The 18,144-nt window shown below is 73.3% G+C and carries 14 protein-coding genes and 1 pseudogene; 11 read left to right on the top strand and 4 right to left on the bottom strand.

The window, feature by feature from the left end; genetic code table 11:
* The first annotated feature begins 46 nt into the window (after window positions 1-46).
* A complete protein-coding gene (locus Apa02nite_RS52110; protein ID WP_275412886.1) occupies window positions 47-2,692 on the top strand; it encodes a putative bifunctional diguanylate cyclase/phosphodiesterase in 2,646 nt (881 codons plus the stop codon).
* 114 nt (window positions 2,693-2,806) lie between these two features.
* Here the strand turns inward: Apa02nite_RS52110 and hrpB are convergent, their stop codons facing one another.
* A complete protein-coding gene (gene hrpB / locus Apa02nite_RS41235; protein ID WP_203829955.1) occupies window positions 2,807-5,362 on the bottom strand; it encodes an ATP-dependent helicase HrpB in 2,556 nt (851 codons plus the stop codon).
* 167 nt (window positions 5,363-5,529) lie between these two features.
* Between hrpB and uraD the strand changes: the two genes are divergently transcribed.
* The 6 genes and pseudogenes from uraD to Apa02nite_RS41205 all read left to right on the top strand — a co-directional run bounded on the left by uraD (window position 5,530) and on the right by Apa02nite_RS41205 (window position 11,400).
* Entirely contained in the window at window positions 5,530-6,036 is a 507-nt protein-coding gene (uraD, locus tag Apa02nite_RS41230) for a 2-oxo-4-hydroxy-4-carboxy-5-ureidoimidazoline decarboxylase (RefSeq protein ID WP_239164914.1), read from the top strand.
* Window positions 6,026-6,385, top strand: a complete 360-nt coding sequence (gene uraH / locus Apa02nite_RS41225) for a hydroxyisourate hydrolase (RefSeq protein ID WP_067693003.1) — start codon at window positions 6,026-6,028, stop codon at window positions 6,383-6,385. Before uraD ends, uraH begins: the two co-directional genes overlap by 11 nt.
* 12 nt (window positions 6,386-6,397) lie before the next feature.
* A complete protein-coding gene (pucL, locus tag Apa02nite_RS41220; protein WP_239164919.1) occupies window positions 6,398-7,249 on the top strand; it encodes a factor-independent urate hydroxylase in 852 nt (283 codons plus the stop codon).
* Window positions 7,246-8,598: an 8-oxoguanine deaminase gene (locus Apa02nite_RS41215; protein WP_203829922.1), complete on the top strand. Its 1,353-nt coding sequence runs from the start codon at window positions 7,246-7,248 to the stop codon at window positions 8,596-8,598. The genes pucL and Apa02nite_RS41215 overlap by 4 nt, the downstream gene beginning before the upstream one ends.
* 113 nt (window positions 8,599-8,711) lie before the next feature.
* Window positions 8,712-10,250: pseudogene (aceB, locus tag Apa02nite_RS41210) on the top strand (malate synthase A); the annotation flags it as partial.
* A gap of 13 nt (window positions 10,251-10,263) precedes the next feature.
* Window positions 10,264-11,400 carry a DUF6986 family protein gene (locus Apa02nite_RS41205; protein ID WP_203829920.1) on the top strand — a complete coding sequence of 379 codons (1,137 nt, stop codon included), beginning with the start codon at window positions 10,264-10,266 and terminating at the stop codon, window positions 11,398-11,400.
* A 6-nt stretch (window positions 11,401-11,406) separates the two neighbouring features.
* Here Apa02nite_RS41205 and Apa02nite_RS41200 read toward each other — a convergent pair whose 3' ends face one another.
* Together Apa02nite_RS41200 and Apa02nite_RS41195 are read right to left on the bottom strand one after the other, a co-directional pair.
* On the bottom strand, window positions 11,407-11,808 hold the full coding sequence (locus tag Apa02nite_RS41200) for a hypothetical protein (protein ID WP_203829919.1): 402 nt from the start codon (window positions 11,806-11,808) through the stop codon (window positions 11,407-11,409).
* Window positions 11,809-12,097: 289 nt separating this feature from the next.
* Complete coding sequence (locus tag Apa02nite_RS41195; protein ID WP_203829918.1) at window positions 12,098-12,508, bottom strand: glutaredoxin family protein; 411 nt, start codon at window positions 12,506-12,508, stop codon at window positions 12,098-12,100.
* 83 nt (window positions 12,509-12,591) lie between these two features.
* Here Apa02nite_RS41195 and allB point away from each other — a divergent pair, with 83 nt between their 5' ends.
* Genes allB through Apa02nite_RS41180 form a run of 3 tightly spaced genes read left to right on the top strand, consistent with a single transcriptional unit; the run spans window position 12,592 to window position 16,180 of the window.
* Window positions 12,592-13,902: an allantoinase AllB gene (gene allB, locus Apa02nite_RS41190; RefSeq protein WP_203829917.1), complete on the top strand. Its 1,311-nt coding sequence runs from the start codon at window positions 12,592-12,594 to the stop codon at window positions 13,900-13,902.
* Entirely contained in the window at window positions 13,902-14,888 is a 987-nt protein-coding gene (alc, locus tag Apa02nite_RS41185; RefSeq protein WP_203829916.1) for an allantoicase, read from the top strand. The genes allB and alc overlap by 1 nt, the downstream gene beginning before the upstream one ends.
* Window positions 14,873-16,180 (top strand): aminoglycoside phosphotransferase family protein, encoded by a 1,308-nt coding sequence (locus Apa02nite_RS41180; protein ID WP_203829915.1) that lies wholly within the window; start codon window positions 14,873-14,875, stop codon window positions 16,178-16,180. The genes alc and Apa02nite_RS41180 overlap by 16 nt, the downstream gene beginning before the upstream one ends.
* A 13-nt stretch (window positions 16,181-16,193) precedes the next feature.
* On the opposite strand, the gene Apa02nite_RS41175 is transcribed toward Apa02nite_RS41180, so the two are convergent.
* Window positions 16,194-16,964, bottom strand: a complete 771-nt coding sequence (locus tag Apa02nite_RS41175) for a transglutaminase family protein (RefSeq protein WP_203829914.1) — start codon at window positions 16,962-16,964, stop codon at window positions 16,194-16,196.
* Between the two features lie 42 nt (window positions 16,965-17,006).
* Between Apa02nite_RS41175 and Apa02nite_RS41170 the strand changes: the two genes are divergently transcribed.
* Window positions 17,007-18,104: a protein-L-isoaspartate O-methyltransferase family protein gene (locus tag Apa02nite_RS41170; RefSeq protein ID WP_203829913.1), complete on the top strand. Its 1,098-nt coding sequence runs from the start codon at window positions 17,007-17,009 to the stop codon at window positions 18,102-18,104.
* Window positions 18,105-18,144: the final 40 nt, after the last annotated feature.

The following is an 18,144-nucleotide window of genomic DNA, read 5'->3' as shown; positions in this document are numbered from 1 at the left end:
CGGGCCATCCGCGGCCCGGAGACTGGTGGTGATCACGACGGCGCGCTTGATCGGGACACTGGCGCTCACCCTCGCGGTGGTCGCGGTCGGTGAGCTCGTGGGTGCGCCCCGGCTCTACACCGACACCGCGCAACTCGCCGCGGGCGCGATCGCGGCCTGGGCCTGCCTGATCTCGGCGCGCAGCCGAGCCGGCATCCCACGCCACTGGCGGCGGCTCGCGGCCGGCGGGCTGGCCGCGTGGTCCTCGGTCCGGCTGTGGTGGGTGATCCAGGACCTGACCGGCCAGGACCCGTTCGCCGACCGCTCGATCTTCGACATCGGCTTCGTGGTGCTGCCCGGCTGCATGCTGATCGGGCTGCTCACCGTGGTCCGGACCCGGCCGCGGCCGATACCCACGTCGACCCGGCGCGACCAGGTGGCGTTGCTCATCGACGCCGTCCTGATCACCGGGTCGGTGCTGGCGCTGGGCTGGTCGACGGTCCCGGCCACGCTGCTGGACCGGATCGCCGCGTGGGACACGCTGGCCTGGTGGGCGGCCGCCTACCCGATCGCCGACCTGGTGCTGTTCGCCATGGTGGTGCTGCTGCTGACCACCCGGCCGGACTCGGCGGCCGGGCGGCGGCCGCTGGTCCTGATCGGGGCGGCACTCGTGGCGTTCGGGACGGCCGACAGCATCCGGCTGTTCGGGCTCGGGCCGTCCTGGCTGGAGGTCGCCGGGCACCTGCTCGGACCGGCGATGATCGCGCTGGCGGCGCTCAGCCCGGCGCGCCAGCTGCCGCTGCCACCGGACCGGACCACGGCACAGCGGGACTGGTTCCACCTGCTGCTTCCGTACGTGCCGGTGCTGGTCACCGGGGTGGTGCTGCTCGCCCGGACGGCGACCGGGCACCCGCTGACGTCGTTCCAGGCGTACCTGGGCTGGCTCGGGCTGGGCCTGGTGGTGACCCGTCAGATGATCATCATTCTGGACAACGTGGTGCTGCTGAACCGGGTCGCCGAGACCCAGCGGCGGCTGCACCACCAGGCGTACCACGATCCGCTGACCGGGCTGGCGAACCGGGCGCTGTTCCGGGAACGGCTGGTCCTGGCGCTCGACTCCACCCAGCACCGGGGGACGCCGGTGGCGGTGCTCTTCGCCGACCTGGACGACTTCAAGCTGATCAATGACACGTACGGGCACGCGATGGGCGACCGGGTGCTGCACGCCATCGGGGAGCGGCTGCGCGCTTCGGTACGGCCGCAGGACCTGGTGGCGCGCCTCGGCGGCGACGAGTTCGCGGTCGTGCTGGACCAGAGCGACCTGGCGTGGCAGCAGGCGGCGGCCACCGAGCGGGGTGCGGTCTCCGCGCTGCGCCGGGTGGTGGGGCGGCGCGGGTACGTGCTGTCCGGCGCCGGGATCCGGGTGACCGGGGACGCCCGGGCCGGAGTGGGCCGGTGGCGTGGTACCGGACGGGCGCCGGCGCCGCGGTCGCCGGGCCGCCGTCGTACCGATCTGGGGTCGCCGTTGCTTCCGGCGCTCTCCTCCTCGGCTGTCGTGAACGGGTCGGCGCCGGTGAGCGCGTTGACCCCCGCGGCCTCGCCCGTCGTGCCGGCCCCGCCGGCCCAGGCGGCCTCGCCTGCGGACCTCGCGCCCTCCACCGCGGCGGCCTCGCCGGCGGATCTGGCGGCTCTGGCCATCTCTGCGGAGGAGCGGGCGTGGGCGGCCGAGGCGGACGGGGTCGGCGAACGGGTGCTGGCCGCGCTCCGCGAGCCGTACCTGATCGACGGCCGCTCGGTGAGCGTCGGCGCCAGCATCGGCCTGGTCGCCGCGGAACCCGGCGACCGGCTCTCCGCCGACGTGCTGCTGCGCCGCGCCGACGCCGCGATGTACGCGGTCAAACGCCGCGGCAAGGGCGCCATGATCCGCTACACCGGCCGGGTGCACGGCCCGAACGCCGACCTCCCGCGGCTGCTGGCCAACGCGCTCACCGGCGGCAGCCCGGCCGAGTCCGGCTTCGAGGTTCACTACCAGCCGATCGTCCGGCTCAGCGACCGCGCGACCGTCGCCGTCGAGGCGCTGGCCCGGTGGACCGATCCGGTCGCCGGCCCGGTCCACCCCGACGTCTTCGTCACCATGGCCGAACGCACCGGCCTGGTCTCCGCGATCGACGACTTCGTGCTGAACCAGGCCTGCGCGGACGCACAGGCCCTCGCCGACCGCTACGGCCGCCCGATCGCCGTGCACGTGAACGTCTCGGCCGGCCGTCTCGGCCAGCACGGTCTCGAGGACGCCGTCGACGCGGCCCTGGCCCGGCACGCCATGCCGCCGGAACGCCTGGTCGTGGAGATCACCGAGACGCTCCGGATCCCGGACCTGCCCCGCGCCGCCGCGGTGGTGGAACGGCTGCGCGCCCGCGGCGTCCGGGTCGCCCTGGACGACTTCGGCAGCGGCTACAACGCCCTGGCCCAGCTGCACGGCATGGCGGTGGACACGGTGAAGCTCGACTCCACCCTGACCGACGTGGACACCGCGCCGGACCGGGCCGGTGCGCTCTGCCGTTCGGTCATCGCCATCTGCGCCGAGCTGGGGATCACCGTGGTCGCCGAGGGCATCGAGACCGACGAGCGGGCCGCGGCGCTCGGCGATCTGGGCTGCCCGCTCGGCCAGGGCTACCTCTTCGGCCCACCGGCCCGCCTCGCGGACCTGGGCTGAGGCCCGGGTCAGCCGGGCTGGAGCTCAGGGGTGCCTGGTCTTGGCTGGTCGTCAGGGGTGCCTCAGAACTCCTGAGGCACCCCTGAGCACCAGCCGGGACCGCGCGGCGCGGGGTCAGCGGGAGCGGGGGTTCAGGCGGCGGGTCGGCGGGGCGGTCAGCGGGTCCTCGGGCCACGGATGGCGCGGATAGCGCCCGCGCAACTCCGCCCGGACCTGCGGATACCCCTGCCGCCAGAACGAGGCGAGGTCGCTGGTGACGGCGACCGGCCGTCCGGCCGGGGAGAGCAGGTGCAGCCGCACCGGAACCCGGCCGTCGGCCAGCCGGGGCGCGTCTTTCCAGCCGAACGCCTCCTGCACCTTCACCGCCAGCACCGGCGCGGCCGGATCGGAGTAGTCGACCCGGACCTGCGAACCGCTGGGCACCGGCAGCCGTTCCGGGGCGACGTCGTTCAGGCGGCCGGCCACCGACCAGGGCACCCGCCGGCGCAGCGCCGAGGCCACGTCGAGTTTCGCCAGGTCGGCGCGGCGGCGTGCGGTGCCGAGATCCAGCCAGTCCTCGGCGTCGGCGAGCAGGGCCTCGTCGGAGACGTCCGGCCACGGGTCGCCGAGCGCGGCGTGCGCGAACGCCAGCCGGGCCCGCAGCTCCTCGGTGGCCCGGCTCCAGGTCAGCAGGCTCAGTCCGGTCGCCCGCAGCCCGGTGAAGAGCGCCTCGCGCAGCGCGGCGGGCTTCGGGTCGGCGATCCGCCGGGTGGTCAGCGTGATCGCGCCGAGCCGCTGCACCCGCCGGGCCACCACGTCGCCGTCGATCCAGCCGATCTCGGTGTCCTCGCGGTACAGCGCGGCCGCCACCTCCCGCGCGGTGTCCTCGTCCAGGGGCGCGGCGCTGCGGATCCGCGCGGTGCGCGCCCCGGCGGTCCGGTCGGCGGAGGCGACCGCGAGCCAGGGTGTCCCGGCGAGCGCACTGGCCGGCGGGAGGTCGGCGGCGGTGCCCCCGGCCATCAGGTATTCCCGGGCGCCCGGCTCCCGGGCCAGCGCGACCCGCTCGGGGAACGCCAGCCCGACCACCAGCCCGGTGGCCAGGTCGTCGGGAATCCGCGCCGCCGCGGAGTGCGTGGCTCTGCCTGCCCGCCCGGCCTCTCCCGGAGCCGCGGTCTCGGGCGGCGCGGCGGGGCCGGCGGTGGTCGCGGCTGGATCGGGACTGGTGGCGGCGGTCAGGCGGCGGACCTCGGCCCGCCACGGCGCCGTGTTCGCCGCGCGCGCCTGGCGCACCGCCCGCACCAGGTCGTCGGTGGTCGAGCCGGGATCGTCGAGGACCGCGATGATCTCGGCGGCCCGCCGGGCACCGACCAGGGTCGCGCCGTCCAGCAGGGCGCGGGCCAGCCGCGGGTGCAGACCGGCACCGGCCAGCGCGCGGCCCCGCGCGGTGACCCGGCCCTCGTCGTCGACCGCGCCCAGGTCGTGCAGGGTGGCCACGGCGGCGCGCAGCGCGCCCGCCGGCGGCGGGTCGGGCAGCGCCAGCCCGGCGCCGCCCGGGTCACCCCAGAGCGCCAGATCGAGGGCGAAGCCGGTCAGGTCGGCCGCCGCGATCTCCGGCTCGGGCTGTGCCGCCAGCCGGTCGTGCTGAGCCTGCGACCAGCACCGATAGGCCCGTCCGGGCGCCTCGCGGCCGGCCCGGCCGGCTCGCTGGACCGCCGACGAGCGGGACACCGCGACGGTGACCAGCGCGCCCAGGCCGCGCGAGTGATCCATCCGCGGGACCCGGCTGAGCCCGCCGTCGACCACCGACCGCACCCCGGGCACGGTCAGGCTGCTCTCCGCGATCGTGGTGGCCAGCACCACCCGGCGGCCCGGCCCGGGACGCAACGCGGCGTCCTGTGCCGCGCCGGACTGGCGGCCGTGCAGCGGCAGCACCTCGGCGTCGACCCCGCGCAGCCGGCCGGCCACCGTGTCGATCTCCCGCGCGCCGGGGAGGAAGACCAGCACGTCGCCGTCGCCCTCGGCGAGCGCCCGCCGGGTGGTGGCGGCCACGTGGTCGAGCAGTTTCGGATCGACCCGCAGCCCGAGCGGCGGCGCGATCGGGACGGGCGGCGGCGACCACAGCACCTCGACCGGGTAGGTGCGGGCATACGCGGTGATCACCGGCGCGGGGCGGCCGGTCTCGCCGAGCACCGCGGCCAGCCGGTCGGAGTCGGCGGTCGCGGACGTCGCCAGCAGCTGCAGCTCGGGCCGCAGCACGCCGCGCACCTCGATCAGGAAGGCCAGCGCGAGGTCGGAGTCGAGATGCCGCTCGTGGCACTCGTCCAGGATCACCACCGACGTGCCGGCCAGCTCGGGGTCACGCTGCAGCCGGCGCAGCAGCAGCCCGGTGGTGACCACCTCGACCACGGTCTGCCGGGAGACCTTCCGCTCGCCGCGCACCGCGTAACCGACCCGCTCGCCGACCTGCTCGCCGAGCAGGGCGGCCATCCGGCGGGCGGCGGCCCGGGCGGCGACCCGCCGGGGCTCGGCCACCAGCACCCGGCCCGGTCCGGCCAGGGCGAGCGGGACGAGTGTGGTCTTGCCGGTGCCCGGCGGCGCGACGAGCACCGCGGCTCCCGCGGCGGCGAGCGTGGCGGTGACCTCCGGCAGCAGGTCGCGGACCGGGAGATCGGGCAGGGCGTCGGCGGGGATCAGCACGCGGACAGTCTTCCCGATCCCCGCGAGCATCACCGGACCGCGGATCGGCAGTGTTTCCGATTGAGGATCGTGGCAGGGTGACCGTGTTAATTCTTCGCTCCGCCGGTGCACCTGGCGGAGTCGGCCTGCTTGACTGATCAACATCGAGGAGGGGGTGACCGATGAGCGCGGTGGAGACGTTCAACGCGCTGCCGGCCGAGCGCCTGACCGACCAGTTGCTGGCCTGCCTGGCAGCGCCGGCCTGGGGCACCACGATCGCCGCCGGGCGGCCGTACCCGGACCGGGCCGCCGTCGTCGCCGCGGCCGATGCCGCGGCGCGCGCGTTGACCTGGGAGGACGTGGTGCTGGGCCTGTCCGCGCACCCGCGGATCGGCGAGCGGGCGGCCGGCGCGTCGCAGGAGGCGGCCTGGTCCCGGGTGGAGCAGTCGGCCGCCGCGCAGAGCGCCGACGACGCGACGAAGGCCGCGCTGATCGAGGCCAACCGGGCGTACGAGGACCGGTTCGGCCACGTGTTCCTGATCTTCGCGAGCGGGCGGAGCCAGGCCGAGATCCTGGCCGCGGCCCGTGAGCGGCTCGGCAACGACGAGGCGGCCGAGCGGGTCATCGTGGCGGAGGAGCTCCGCAAGATCGCCGGGCTGCGGCTGGAGCGGGTGCTCGATGCCCTCTGACGGTCTGGCGGCCGAGTTCCACGCCCGGATCTCGACGCACATCCTGGACACCATCACCGGCGAGCCGGCCCGGGACGTCTACGTCCGGCTGGAACGCCGTGACTCGGACGGCTGGTCGACCGTCGGCGAGGGCCGCACCGACGACGACGGCCGGCTGCGCTATTCGGTGCCGATGCGTGACTGGCAGGCCGGCGGGTACCGGCTGTTCTTCTACGTGGAGCCGTACCTCGGCAAGGAGTGCTTCTTCCCGGAGATCACCATTGCCTTCCACGTGCACGACCCGGAACGTCACTACCACGTGCCGCTGCTGCTCAGCCGGTACGGCTACACCACTTATCGAGGGAGCTGAACGTTGGCGATCGTGCTCGGGCCCAACCGGTACGGCAAGGCGGAGACCCGGCTGGTCCGCGTGCACCGGGACGGCGAGACGTATGGGCTGGTGGACTTCAACGTCAGCGTCGCGCTCTCCGGTGATCTGGCGGCCACCCACCAGACCGGCGACAACTCGGGGGTGCTGCCGACCGACACGATGAAGAACACCGTGTACGCGTTCGCCAAGCAGCACGGTGCCGGCGAGCCGGAGGCGTTCGCGCTGCTGCTGGCCCGGCACTTCGTCAAGACGCAGGGCCAGGTGGACTCCGCGAAGGTCAGCATCGAGTCGTACGCCTGGGACCGCCTCGGCCCGCACTCGTTCCAGAAGCGTGGCGACTACACCCGCACCACCGTCGTCACGGTGAGCCGCGAGGCCACCCAGGTGGTCTCCGGGATCTCCGGCCTGGTGCTGCTGAACACCACCGCGTCGGAGTTCCACGGTTTCGTCAAGGACCGCTACACGACGCTGCCGGAGTCGACCGACCGGATCCTGGCGACCGCCGTGGACGCGAAGTGGCGGCACCTGACCGACGACGCCGACTGGGGCTCGTCGTTCCAGGGCGCGCTGGACGCGATGACCGGCGCGTTCGTGAACACCTACAGCTATTCGCTCCAGCAGACCCTGCTGTCGATGGGCACCATGGTGCTGACGAACCGCCCGGAGCTCGCCGAGATCCGCCTGGCGCTGCCGAACAAGCACCACTACCTGGTCGACCTGTCCCCGTTCGGGCTGGAGAACGACAACGAGGTGTTCATCGCCGGCGACCGGCCGTACGGATTGATCGAAGGAACCGTGACCCGCGACGACGCGGCGCCAGCCAGCGCGGAGTGGTACCTGTGATCCGCCTGGAGAACGTCACGGTCGCGACCGTCGACGCGGCCGGCACGGAGTATGCCGACGGCCACGTGGTGGTCGGCGACGACGGCCGGATCGCGGCCGTCGGCCCTGGCCCGGCGACCGGTTTCGATCACGCCGAGCGGATCGACGGCAAGGGTGGCCTGGTCACCCCGGGCCTGGTCAACACCCACCACCACCTGTACCAGTGGGCGACCCGCGGCCTGGCCCTGGACGAGACGCTGTTCGGCTGGCTGACCACGCTCTACCCGATCTGGGGCCGGCTGGACGCCGAGATCGTCGGCGCGGCGGCCGGTGCCGGGCTGGGCTGGCTGGCCCTGTCCGGCTGCACCACCAGCATGGATCACCACTACGTCTTCCCCCGCGACGGCGGCGACGTGCTCGGCGCCGAGATCGAGGCGGCCCGGCGGATCGGGCTCCGGTTCCACCCGACCCGCGGGTCGATGGACCTGAGCCGCAAGGACGGCGGGCTGCCGCCGGACCACGTGGTCGAGGACACCGACGAGGCCCTGGCCGCCACCGAGGCAGCGATCGACAAGTGGCACGACCCGTCGCCGGACGCGATGCTGCAGATCGCGGTCGCGCCGTGCTCGCCGTTCTCGGTCACCACCCGGCTGATGGAGGAGGCCGCGGTGCTGGCCCGGCGCAAGGGCGTCCGGCTGCACACCCACCTCGCCGAGACCGACGACGAGGAGGCGTTCTGCCTGGAACGGTTCGGCTGCACCCCGATCGAGTACGCGGAGCGGGTCGGCTGGCTGGGCGAGGACGTCTGGCTGGCGCACGGCGTGCACTTCGACGACGCGGCGATCGCCACGCTCGGCGCGACCGGCACCGGGGTGGCGCACTGCCCGAGCTCCAACGCCCGGCTCGGCGCGGGCATGGCCCGGGTGCGTGAACTCGTCGACCACGGCGTGCCGGTGGGTCTGGGTGTCGACGGCGCGGCCTCGCAGGAGGTCTCGCACCTCGGCGCCGAGCTGCGGCAGGCGCTCTACACGGCGCGGCTGCGCGGCGGGCCGACCGCGATGACCGCGCGCGAGGCGCTGCGGCTCGGCACCATCGGCGGGGCGCGCTGCCTGGGCCGGCAGGACGACATCGGCTCGCTCGAGGTGGGCAAGCTGGCCGACCTGGTGATGTGGCGGCTGGACGGGCTGGGTCACGAGGGGATCGACGACCGGGTGGCGGCACTGGTCTTCGGCCCGCCGGCGCCGGTCGAGCTGGCGCTGGTCGGCGGCGAACCGGTGGTCAACCGGGGTGAACTGGTCAATGCGGACGAGGAGACCCTGACGAGGGAGGCGCGGCAAGCACACCGTCGCCTGCTGAACGCGGAACGTTAGGGATTGATGACGGTCGTGTGCCAAGTGTGATCTTCTTGGCTCTCGCGGCCGCTGACGTGGGGCGGCACCCCCATTACGCTACGCGGGAGTAATAACACCGAGAGGAGCCGTCAACGATGACCGAGATCCTGTCCGATGAGGCCGTGGCGTTCGTCGCCGACCTGAACCGGCGGTTCCGGCCGCGCCGGAACGAGCTCCTCCAGGCGCGTGCCGCCCGGCGAGCCGAGATCGCCGCCGGCGCGAGCCTGGGCTTCCTGGCCGAGACCGCCGACATCCGCGCCGCCGAGTGGTCGGCCCCGCCGGCCCCCGCCGACCTGCGGGACCGCCGCGTCGAGATCACCGGACCGACCGAGCGGAAGATGACCATCAACGCGCTGAACTCGGGCGCCAAGGTGTGGCTGGCCGACCTCGAGGACGCCAACACCCCGCACTGGTCCAACGTGGTCGACGGCCAGCAGAACCTGTACGACGCGATCCGGCGCACGATCACGCTGGAGACCGAGAAGAAGACGTACGCGCTGAACGACGGCCCGTACCCCACGATCGTGATGCGCCCGCGCGGCTGGCACCTCGACGAGCGGCACCTGCCCGTCGACGGCGAACCGGCCGTCGGCGCCCTGGTCGACTTCGGGCTCTACTTCTTCCACAACGCCGCGGAGTTGCTCGAGCGTGGCAGTGGGCCGTACTTCTACCTGCCGAAGATGGAGTCGCACAAGGAAGCCGCGCTCTGGAACGACGTCTTCACGTATGCGCAGGAGACGTTGAACATCCCGGTCGGCACCATCCGCGCGACCGTGCTGATCGAGACCATCCCGGCCGCGTTCGAGATGGAGGAGATCCTCTACGCGCTCCGCCCGCACATCTCGGGCCTGAACGCCGGCCGCTGGGACTACCTGTTCAGCATCATCAAGTACTTCCGGGACAACCCGCGGATGATCCTGCCGGACCGTGCCTCGGTGACGATGACCGCGCCGTTCATGCGGGCGTACTCGGAACTGCTCGTGGCCACCTGCCACAAGCGCGGCGCGTTCGCGATGGGCGGGATGGCCGCGTTCATCCCGAGCCGCCGCGACCCGAAGGTCAACGAGGTGGCCCTCGCGAAGGTCAACGAGGACAAGGAGCGCGAGGCCGGCGACGGCTTCGACGGTTCCTGGGTGGCGCACCCCGACCTGGTCCCGGTCTGCCAGGCGATCTTCGACCGGGTGCTCGGCGACAAGCCGAACCAGCTCGGCAAGCTGCGCCCGGACGTCTCGGTCGACGCCCGTGACCTGCTCGACGTCGCCTCGCTCGACGCGCAGGTCACCGAGGCCGGGCTGCGCAACAACGTCAACGTGGCCCTGCAGTACCTGGAAGCCTGGCTGCGCGGCAACGGCGCGGTCGCGATCCACAACCTGATGGAGGACGCCGCCACCGCGGAGATCTCCCGCTCGCAGATCTGGCAGTGGATCCACAACGGCGTCAAGCTGCCGGACGGCACCCCGATCACCGCCGAGTTGGTGGCCCGGATCGAGGACGAGGAACTCGTCAAGATCAAAGAGGCGGCCGGCGGCGAGGGCCGCTTCGAGGACGCCCGCAAGCTGTTCGAGCGGGTCGCCCTGGCCGACGACTTCGCCGACTTCCTGACCAGCGCCGCCTACGACGCCATCGACTGAGGAAAATCGTCACATGCGCCTGTCCGATCATGACTATGCCGAGATCGACGGGCGCCTTGCTGCCCACGACGCGTTCCTCCGGGCCCGGTACCCGGGGGAGCGCGCCGGGCGGCAACCCGTGCACACCGTCTACGTGCCCGCCGACAAGCTCGACGGGTTCCGCGACTGGGGCACGATCGCGCTGACCGCGATGGATCAGCACGATTTCCCGTGGCCGGACGGCGCGGTGCGCGCCAAGTTGGCACGGGAGCCGATCGAGGACCTGCGGGTGGACTTCGAGGACGGTTACGGCGTACGAGATGATGATCAGGAAGACGCCGCGGTCCGCAAGGCGGCGGCGACCCTGGCCGACGGACCGCGCCCGCCGTTCCTCGGCCTGCGGATCAAGTCGCTGGAGGCCGCGACCCGGCACCGCGCGCTGCGCACCCTCGATCTTTTCCTGGACTCCTACCAGGACACCTTCACCATCACCCTGCCCAAGGTCAGCGGTACGGACCAGGTCGCGACGATGGTCGCGCTCTGCGAAAAACTCGAGCTTTCGTACGGCCTGAGCACCGGCGCGCTCACCTTCGAGATCCAGGTCGAACTGCCCTCGGCGGTCCTCGCCGCGGACGGCACGGCCACGGTGGCCCGGCTGATCACCGCGGCCGACGGGCGCTGCACCGGCCTGCACTACGGCACCTACGACTACAGCGCGGCGGCCGGAGTGGCCGCGGCCTACCAGTCGATGGAACATCCGGTGGCCGATTATGCCAAGGCGGTGATGCAGGCGGCCGCGGCGCAGACCGGGGTGCGGCTCTCCGACGGGTCGACGAACATCCTGCCGGTCGGCGGCCGCGACGACGTGCACGCCGCGTGGCAGCTGCACCACCGGCTGGTCCGCCGTTCCCTGGAACGCGGCTACTACCAGGGCTGGGACCTGCACCCGGCGCAGCTGCCGAGCCGGTACGCGGCGACCTACGCGTTCTTCCGGGACGGCCGGGACGCGGCGATCACCCGCCTGCACCGGTACCTGGACCGGCAGGACAGCGGGATCATGGACGAGCCGGCGACCGCGCGGGCGCTGGCCGGGTATCTGCTGCGCGGGTTGGACTGCGGTGCGTTGACCGACGCGGGTTTCCCCCGGGAACAGCTCACCGCTCTCGTCTGATCGGGATCAGCCACCGGGGCAGCTCTGGCTCCCGCCGCTGTAGACCACGCAGGTGTTCTCCGTCGCCGGCTCGCGGTCACCGCGGTCACCGTGGTCGTCGGTGATGCGGTGCGTCGCGGCGGTCACCAGCACGGTCGTGATCGCCAGCAGGACCAGCAGGCCGGACCGCCGGCCGCGGCGGCTGTTGATCACCGCTAGGCCGGCCAGCGCCGCGGCGACCAGACCACCGGTGATCACCGTGGTGGACGCGCCGGCGGCAGTGAGCCAGCCCGGGACCAGGCTGACCCCGGAGGCGGGACTGACGACGAGCAGGACGACCAGGGCCACCGCGGCCAGCGCGAGTCCGATCACGACGACGGTGAGCACGGTCAGCCCGGTCACCCGGCGTGGTGGGTCTGCTCCGTTCATACCGTGAAACATTAGCGTCCGTCGAATTGCCGATGACCTCGAACCGTGGCGCGCCGGATACGTACCACAGGACATCAGCCCGAACGCCGGGAGGCGAACGTGCGACACGAACCGGTACGCGCCTGGTACAAGCCGTGGACGAGACGATGCTCCTGCGGGTGCGCCTGGTACCCGTGCCCGGACGCGGCGACCGTCGCGCCGCCCGCGGTCATCCGGAGCCTGCACCTCGACGAAGTGCCGGATCCGCCCACCCGGCCCGGCCGGGGTGGCCGGCTGCGGGCCGTACCGGTCAGGCGGTCCGGAGGCGCTCGCGCAGCCAGCGCGGATCGGGGTTGACGAAGCCCTCGCCGCCGATCACCACGGTCGGCACGGTCTCGTCGCCGCCGGTGATGCCGCGGACCACGGCCGCCCCCGCCGGGTCCTGCCAGATGTCCACCCAGGTCAGGCGGGCGCCGTCCGCTCCCAGCTGGGCGCGCAGCCGCAGGCAGAACGGGCAGCCGGGACGCCAGTAGACCACCGGCGCGCCGTCCGGCGCGGCGGTGGCGCCGGGGAAGATCAGTGGCGACGCCACCAGCGCCATGACCAGGAAGAACACCAGCATGGCCACGGCCGTGCCGGTGCGGCCCCGGGCCAGTTCGAGGCCGCTGACGGCCACACCACAGGCCACACAGATCACAGCGAGTCGCCACCGTCGTGCCATGGCCGAAGGGTACGTGACGGCGTCGAAATGTGCTTCCGCCTGGAAGGGCATCCCGCGTAACAAAGCGCGGTTAGGGTCGATCCATGTTCGATCTTGTGGTGCGATCCCGGCGGGCGATCACGCCCGAGGGCCAGGTGGCAGCGTCGGTTGCGGTCGTGGGCGGCACGATCGTCGCGATTCATCCGTACGACGCGGAGCTGCCGGCGGTCAACGACGTCGATCTCGCTGACACCGTGCTGCTACCCGGGCTGGTGGACACTCACGTGCATGTCAACGAGCCCGGCCGCACCGAGTGGGAGGGCTTCGCCAGCGCGACGCGCGCCGCCGCGGCCGGCGGGGTCACCACCATCATCGACATGCCGCTCAACAGCCTGCCGCCCACGGTCGACGCCGCGGCGCTGCGGGTCAAACAGGCCGCCGCCACCGGCCAGTGCCACGTCGACGTCGGCTTCTGGGGCGGCGCCATCCCCGGCAACGCGGCCGACCTGCCCGCGCTGCACGCCGCCGGGGTGTTCGGCTTCAAGTCGTTCCTCGCCGACTCCGGTGTCCCGGAGTTCCCGCCGGTCGACGCCGCCCAGCTCGGCGCGGCGATGCGGGCCGTCGACGCGCTGTTCGTGGTGCACGCCGAGGACCCGGATCACCTGCACGACGCGGCCAGCTCCGCGACGTACGCGGACTTCCTCTCCTCACGCCCGGCCGACGCCGAGCACGCCGCGGTCGCCACCGCGATCGAGGTGGCCCGGGCCGCCGGCCGGCGGGTCCACATCCTGCACCTGTCGTCCGCGTCCGCGCTCCCGCTGATCGCGAAGGCGAAGGCGGAGGGGGTGCGGGTCACCGCCGAGACCTGCCCGCACTACCTCACGCTGGACGCCGGCCTGATCCCGGACGGCGCCACCGAGTTCAAGTGCTGCCCGCCGATCCGGGACGCCGCGAACGCCGACCTGCTCTGGGCCGCGCTGGCCGACGGCCTGATCACCTGCGTGGTCAGCGACCACTCGCCGTGCACCCCGGAACTGAAACGTCAGGACACCGGCGACTTCGCGGCCGCCTGGGGTGGCATCGCGTCGGTGCAGCTCGGCCTGCCGGTGATCTGGACCTCCGCGCAAGCGCGTGGGTTTTCGCTCGCCGATGTGGTGAGCTGGATGGCGAGCCGTCCGGCCGACCTGGCCGGGCTGGCCGGCAAGGGCCGGATCGCGGTCGGTGCGGACGCCGACCTGGTGGCGTTCGACCCGGATGCGGAGTTCGTGGTCGACGCGCACGCGCTGCACCACAAGAACCCGGTGACGCCGTATGCCGGGAAGACCCTGCGCGGCGTGGTCCGCACCACGTGGCTGCGCGGCTCGCCGGTGACCGGCGCCGAGAAGGCCGGACGATTCCTGACGAGGGAGAACTGATGGAGGACTTCACCGCACTGCCCGACCTCGCGTCGCGGGCCTTCGGTGGTGGTGTCGTGCACGCCAACGACGAGTTCTTCGCCACCGCCGACCACCTCGTGCTCCCGTCCGCGCCCGGGCACGCGCCGAAGACCTTCGACCACAAGGGCCAGGTGTACGACGGCTGGGAGACCCGCCGCCGCCGCAGCCCCGGGCACGACTTCGCGATCGTCCGGCTGGGCGCGCCCGGCGTGATCCACGGGGTGGACGTGGACACCGCGTTCTTCACCGGGAACTTCCCGCCGTACGCGTCGGTCGACGCGGTCGCCCTGCCCGGCTATCCGGGCCCGGCCGAGCTCGCCGAGGCCGAGTGGACCGAGATCCTGCCGCGTGCCGAGCTCAAAGGGGACTCGAGAAACCTTTTCGGGGTCACCGACGGCCGGCGTTACACCCACGTGCGGCTCACCATCTACCCGGACGGCGGGGTGGCCCGGCTGCGCGTGCACGGCGAGGTGGTCCCCGACCCCGCGCTGCTGCCGAAGATCTTCGACGTGGCCGCCGCGGAGTACGGCGGTCGCGTCGTCGACTGCAGCAACGTCTTCTACGGCCACCCGCAGCGGATGCTGATGCCCGGCCTGGCGCAGAACATGGGCGACGGCTGGGAGACCTCCCGCCGCCGCGACGACGCCAACGACTGGGTGCTGGTGCAGCTCGCCGCCCCGGCCAGGTTGCGTTTCGCCGACCTGGACACCAGCCACTTCAAGGGCAACGCCCCCGGCTGGGCCGCGCTGACCGGTCTCACCGCCGACGGCGACCAGGTCGAGCTGCTGCCCCGGACAGCGTTGCGCCCGGACACTCCGCACCGGTTCCCGCTGGTCAAGGGCCCTGCGGTCACCCACGCGCGGCTGGACATCTTCCCCGACGGGGGAATGGCCCGGCTGCGTCTGCACGGGCGGGCCGATCAGGATCACCTGTGGGCGAGAATGAGGTCATGCCTCGAACCGTGACCCTGGTGCTGGTCGATCCTGCCGGTGACCTGCTCGGCGCGCTACCGCCGTTCACCGTTCTCGGCCCCTGGTGGCAGGAGGTCGCCGAGGTGGTCGCCGGGGCCGGGGTCGAGGTCACCGTGCTGCGGTTGCTGCACGCCGACCGGGAGGCGCCGCCCGGCGGGCACGTCACGTACCTCGCCGAGACCCCGGACCGGCCGGCCGGGCTGACCCCGCTCGGCGCCGACCTGGTCCCGCACGCCCGGCGCGCGCCGTGGGCCGAGCCGGGCGGGCCGTCCGCGTCCCTGGCCTGGGCGGCCGGCGCGCTGGACCGGCTGGGTTTCCCCGGCGCGACCGCTCGTCAGCAGCGGACCTGGAACCTGTCCGCGATCTGGCGGCTCGACGGCCCGGACGGCGGGCCGGTGGCCTGGCTCAAACAGGTGCCGGGATTCTTCGCCCACGAGCCCGCGGTGCTCGGCCTGGTCGCCGAGGTCGCCCCGGAGCTCGTCCCGTACCTGCTGGCCGCCGGCCAGGCCGGGCGGATGCTGCTCGCCCACGTGCCCGGTGACGACCGCTATGGCGCGGGTCCCCGGCTGTGCGCCGAGATCGCCGAGATGTTCCACCCGGTCCAGGCCCACTACGCCACCCGGACCGACCGCCTGCTCACGGCCGGCGTCCCGGATCGCCGCCTGACCCACACCACCTCCCCGGTCGGCCGCTTCCCGGCCGACGCCGTGCCGGACGACGCCGTGCCGGCCGACGCCGCGCTCCCGACCCACGGTCTGGACGCGGCCCGGTTCGCCCGGGTGGCCGCGCCGTATCGGGATGACATCCCCGGGCTGGCGGATCTGATCGACGGGCTGCCGGAGCGGCTGGCCGCGGTCGCCGCCTGCGGGCTGCCGGACACGCTGCTGCACGGCGACCTGCACCCGGGCAACGTGCGCACCGACGGCGAGGCCGGCCTGGTGATCATCGACTGGGGCGACTCCGGAGTCGGTCACCCGGCCTTCGACCTGCTGCGGCTCACCGACGGCCTGGACAATCCGGAACCGCTGGTCGCGGCGTGGGCGCAGCGCTGGCGGGAGACCGCGCCGGGCTGCGAACCGGAACGCGCGGTGGAACTGCTGCGCCCGGTGGCCGGGTTGCTGGGCGCCGTCACCTATGCCGGGTTCCTCGCCCACATCGAACAGTCGGAGTGGCCCTATCACGCGGGTGACGTGCCGGAACGCCTGACCGCGGCGGTCGCGGCCGTGGGCCCGGCGCCGTCACCGGTGCCCGGCTCCGTGCGCCCGGCTGCCCCCGCCCACCATTAACGGTCCGCGGTCGTCAGTGGGCGAGGGACACCGGCGACTGGTGATCATCGAGGGGGAGGTCGCCGCCGGCGATGGCGAAGATCTCGGTCTGGTTCAGGATGACCGAGCCGGACAGGGTGCTGGCCAGCGCGGTGTCCGCCGCGTCCCGACCGGTCGCGATCCGGATCAGGGTGGGACGCGGTGCAAGCCGAGTGGCGTCCCAGACCGTCCACCGCCCGTCCACCACGGCCTCGGCGACCAGGTGGAAGTCCATCGGGGACAGTCCCGGTGCGTAGACCGCGGCGACCCGGGCCGGGATCGAACTGGCCCGGCACAGGGTGACGACCAGGTGGGCGTAGTCCCGGCAGACTCCGGCACCGGACAGCATGGTGTCGACGGCGTCGGTGCTGGGACCACTGCTGCCACCCTGGTAGAAGAGCCGCTGGAACACCCACGCGGCGATGGTGGGAACGTTCGGCTCGGTCCCGAACTCGCCGGCCGCGAAACCGCCCAGCCTGTCCGAGGGACAGTACCGGCTGGGCCGCAGAGCGACGATCCGGTCGAGGTCGGTGACCGGCCGCACCGCCGTCCTCGGTGGCACCGTGGCCTGATAGGTCACGGTGAGCGGGCCGGCCGGGGCGCGGACCACGTGCTGCCGGTCGACCTCAACGGACTCGATCGGGCCGTCCGCGCCGGTGACCTGCAGCGTCTCTCTCGACGGGCCGGCCACGGCGATCTGCAGGGCGATCTCAGAGGGCTCAAGGACGTCGAATTCCAGGGTGCAGCCGACCACTGAGTCATCCACGGGCGACACGCTAGCCGGGTCAGGTTACGTACCGTGGCAGTCATGGCGGATGTTCGGCGGGACTTTCTCGATCAGATCAGGCTGGACGGGGTGCGGCTGACGCCGGAACTGGCCGCCGCGTTCGCCGGGGTGCGCCGGGAGCTGTTCGTACCGGAGGGTTTCCATCGGCGGGACGGCAGCCGTGTCGAGCCGGGCGACCCGGCCTTCCTGCCCTCGGTGTACCGCAACGACGTGCTGGTCACGAAGCTGAACGGGGACAAGCCGATCAGCTCGTCCAGCCAGCCGTCGCTGATGGCGATGATGCTGGGCGCGCTGGACGTCCGGCCCGGGATGCGGGTGCTCGAGATCGGTGCCGGGACCGGGTACAACGCCGCGCTGATGGCGGCGCTCGGCGCCGAGGTGACGAGTGTGGACGTTCAGGAGGACGTGGCCGCCCGCGCGAGGTCCGCGCTGGATCGGGCCGGCGCCGCCGGGGTGCGGGTCGTCGCCGGCGACGGTTATCTGGGGGTTCCGGATTTCCGGTACGACCGGATCATCGTGACCGTCGGCGTCGCCGGGTTCTCCCCGCACTGGTTCGGTCAGCTCGCCCCGGGTGGTTTCGTGATGGCGCCGGTCGAGCACGCCGGTCACCATCCGGTCCTGGCCGCCCGGCCAGGTGATCCGATGACCGCCACCGTGGTCTGTTCCTCGGGCTTCATGGCCGCAGCCGGCCCGCTCGGCGCCCGGCACTCCGGCAGCCACCCGCCGTCGGCCGGGATCCTCGCCGCGATGGCCGAGACCGCCCCGCCCCGGTGGGCCTCGCCGCTGGACGCGATCGTCTACCGCGACCTCTGGTACGCCGCTGGGGCCTGGGACCACCGCGCCACCCTGGCCGGCCTGCCCGGCCGCGAACAGAACCACCTGGCCCTGCTGGACGCGACCGGCACCGGCGGCGCGGTGATCCCGGCGGACGGCTCGGTGCTGGCCGGCGGCCCCGAGGCGGAGCGCTACACCGCGGACGCCGTCGCCCTGATCGACCGCTGGTGGTCCCTGGGCCGCCCGCCGATGAGCGCCTGGCAGGTCAGCCTGGCCCTGGACGGCGACCCCGCCGCCCCGATCCAGGTCCCCCGAACCTGGACCCTGCCCCCACCCCGCCGCTGACAGCCCCACCCGCGGGTCATGCCGGTGCGCCACACCCCGC

Source organism: Actinoplanes palleronii (genome assembly GCF_016862315.1).
GTDB classification, from domain to species: Bacteria; Actinomycetota; Actinomycetes; order Mycobacteriales; family Micromonosporaceae; genus Actinoplanes; species Actinoplanes palleronii.
Note: the sequence above shows the minus strand (reverse complement) of the source record. Positions and strands in the feature narration are given on the sequence as shown.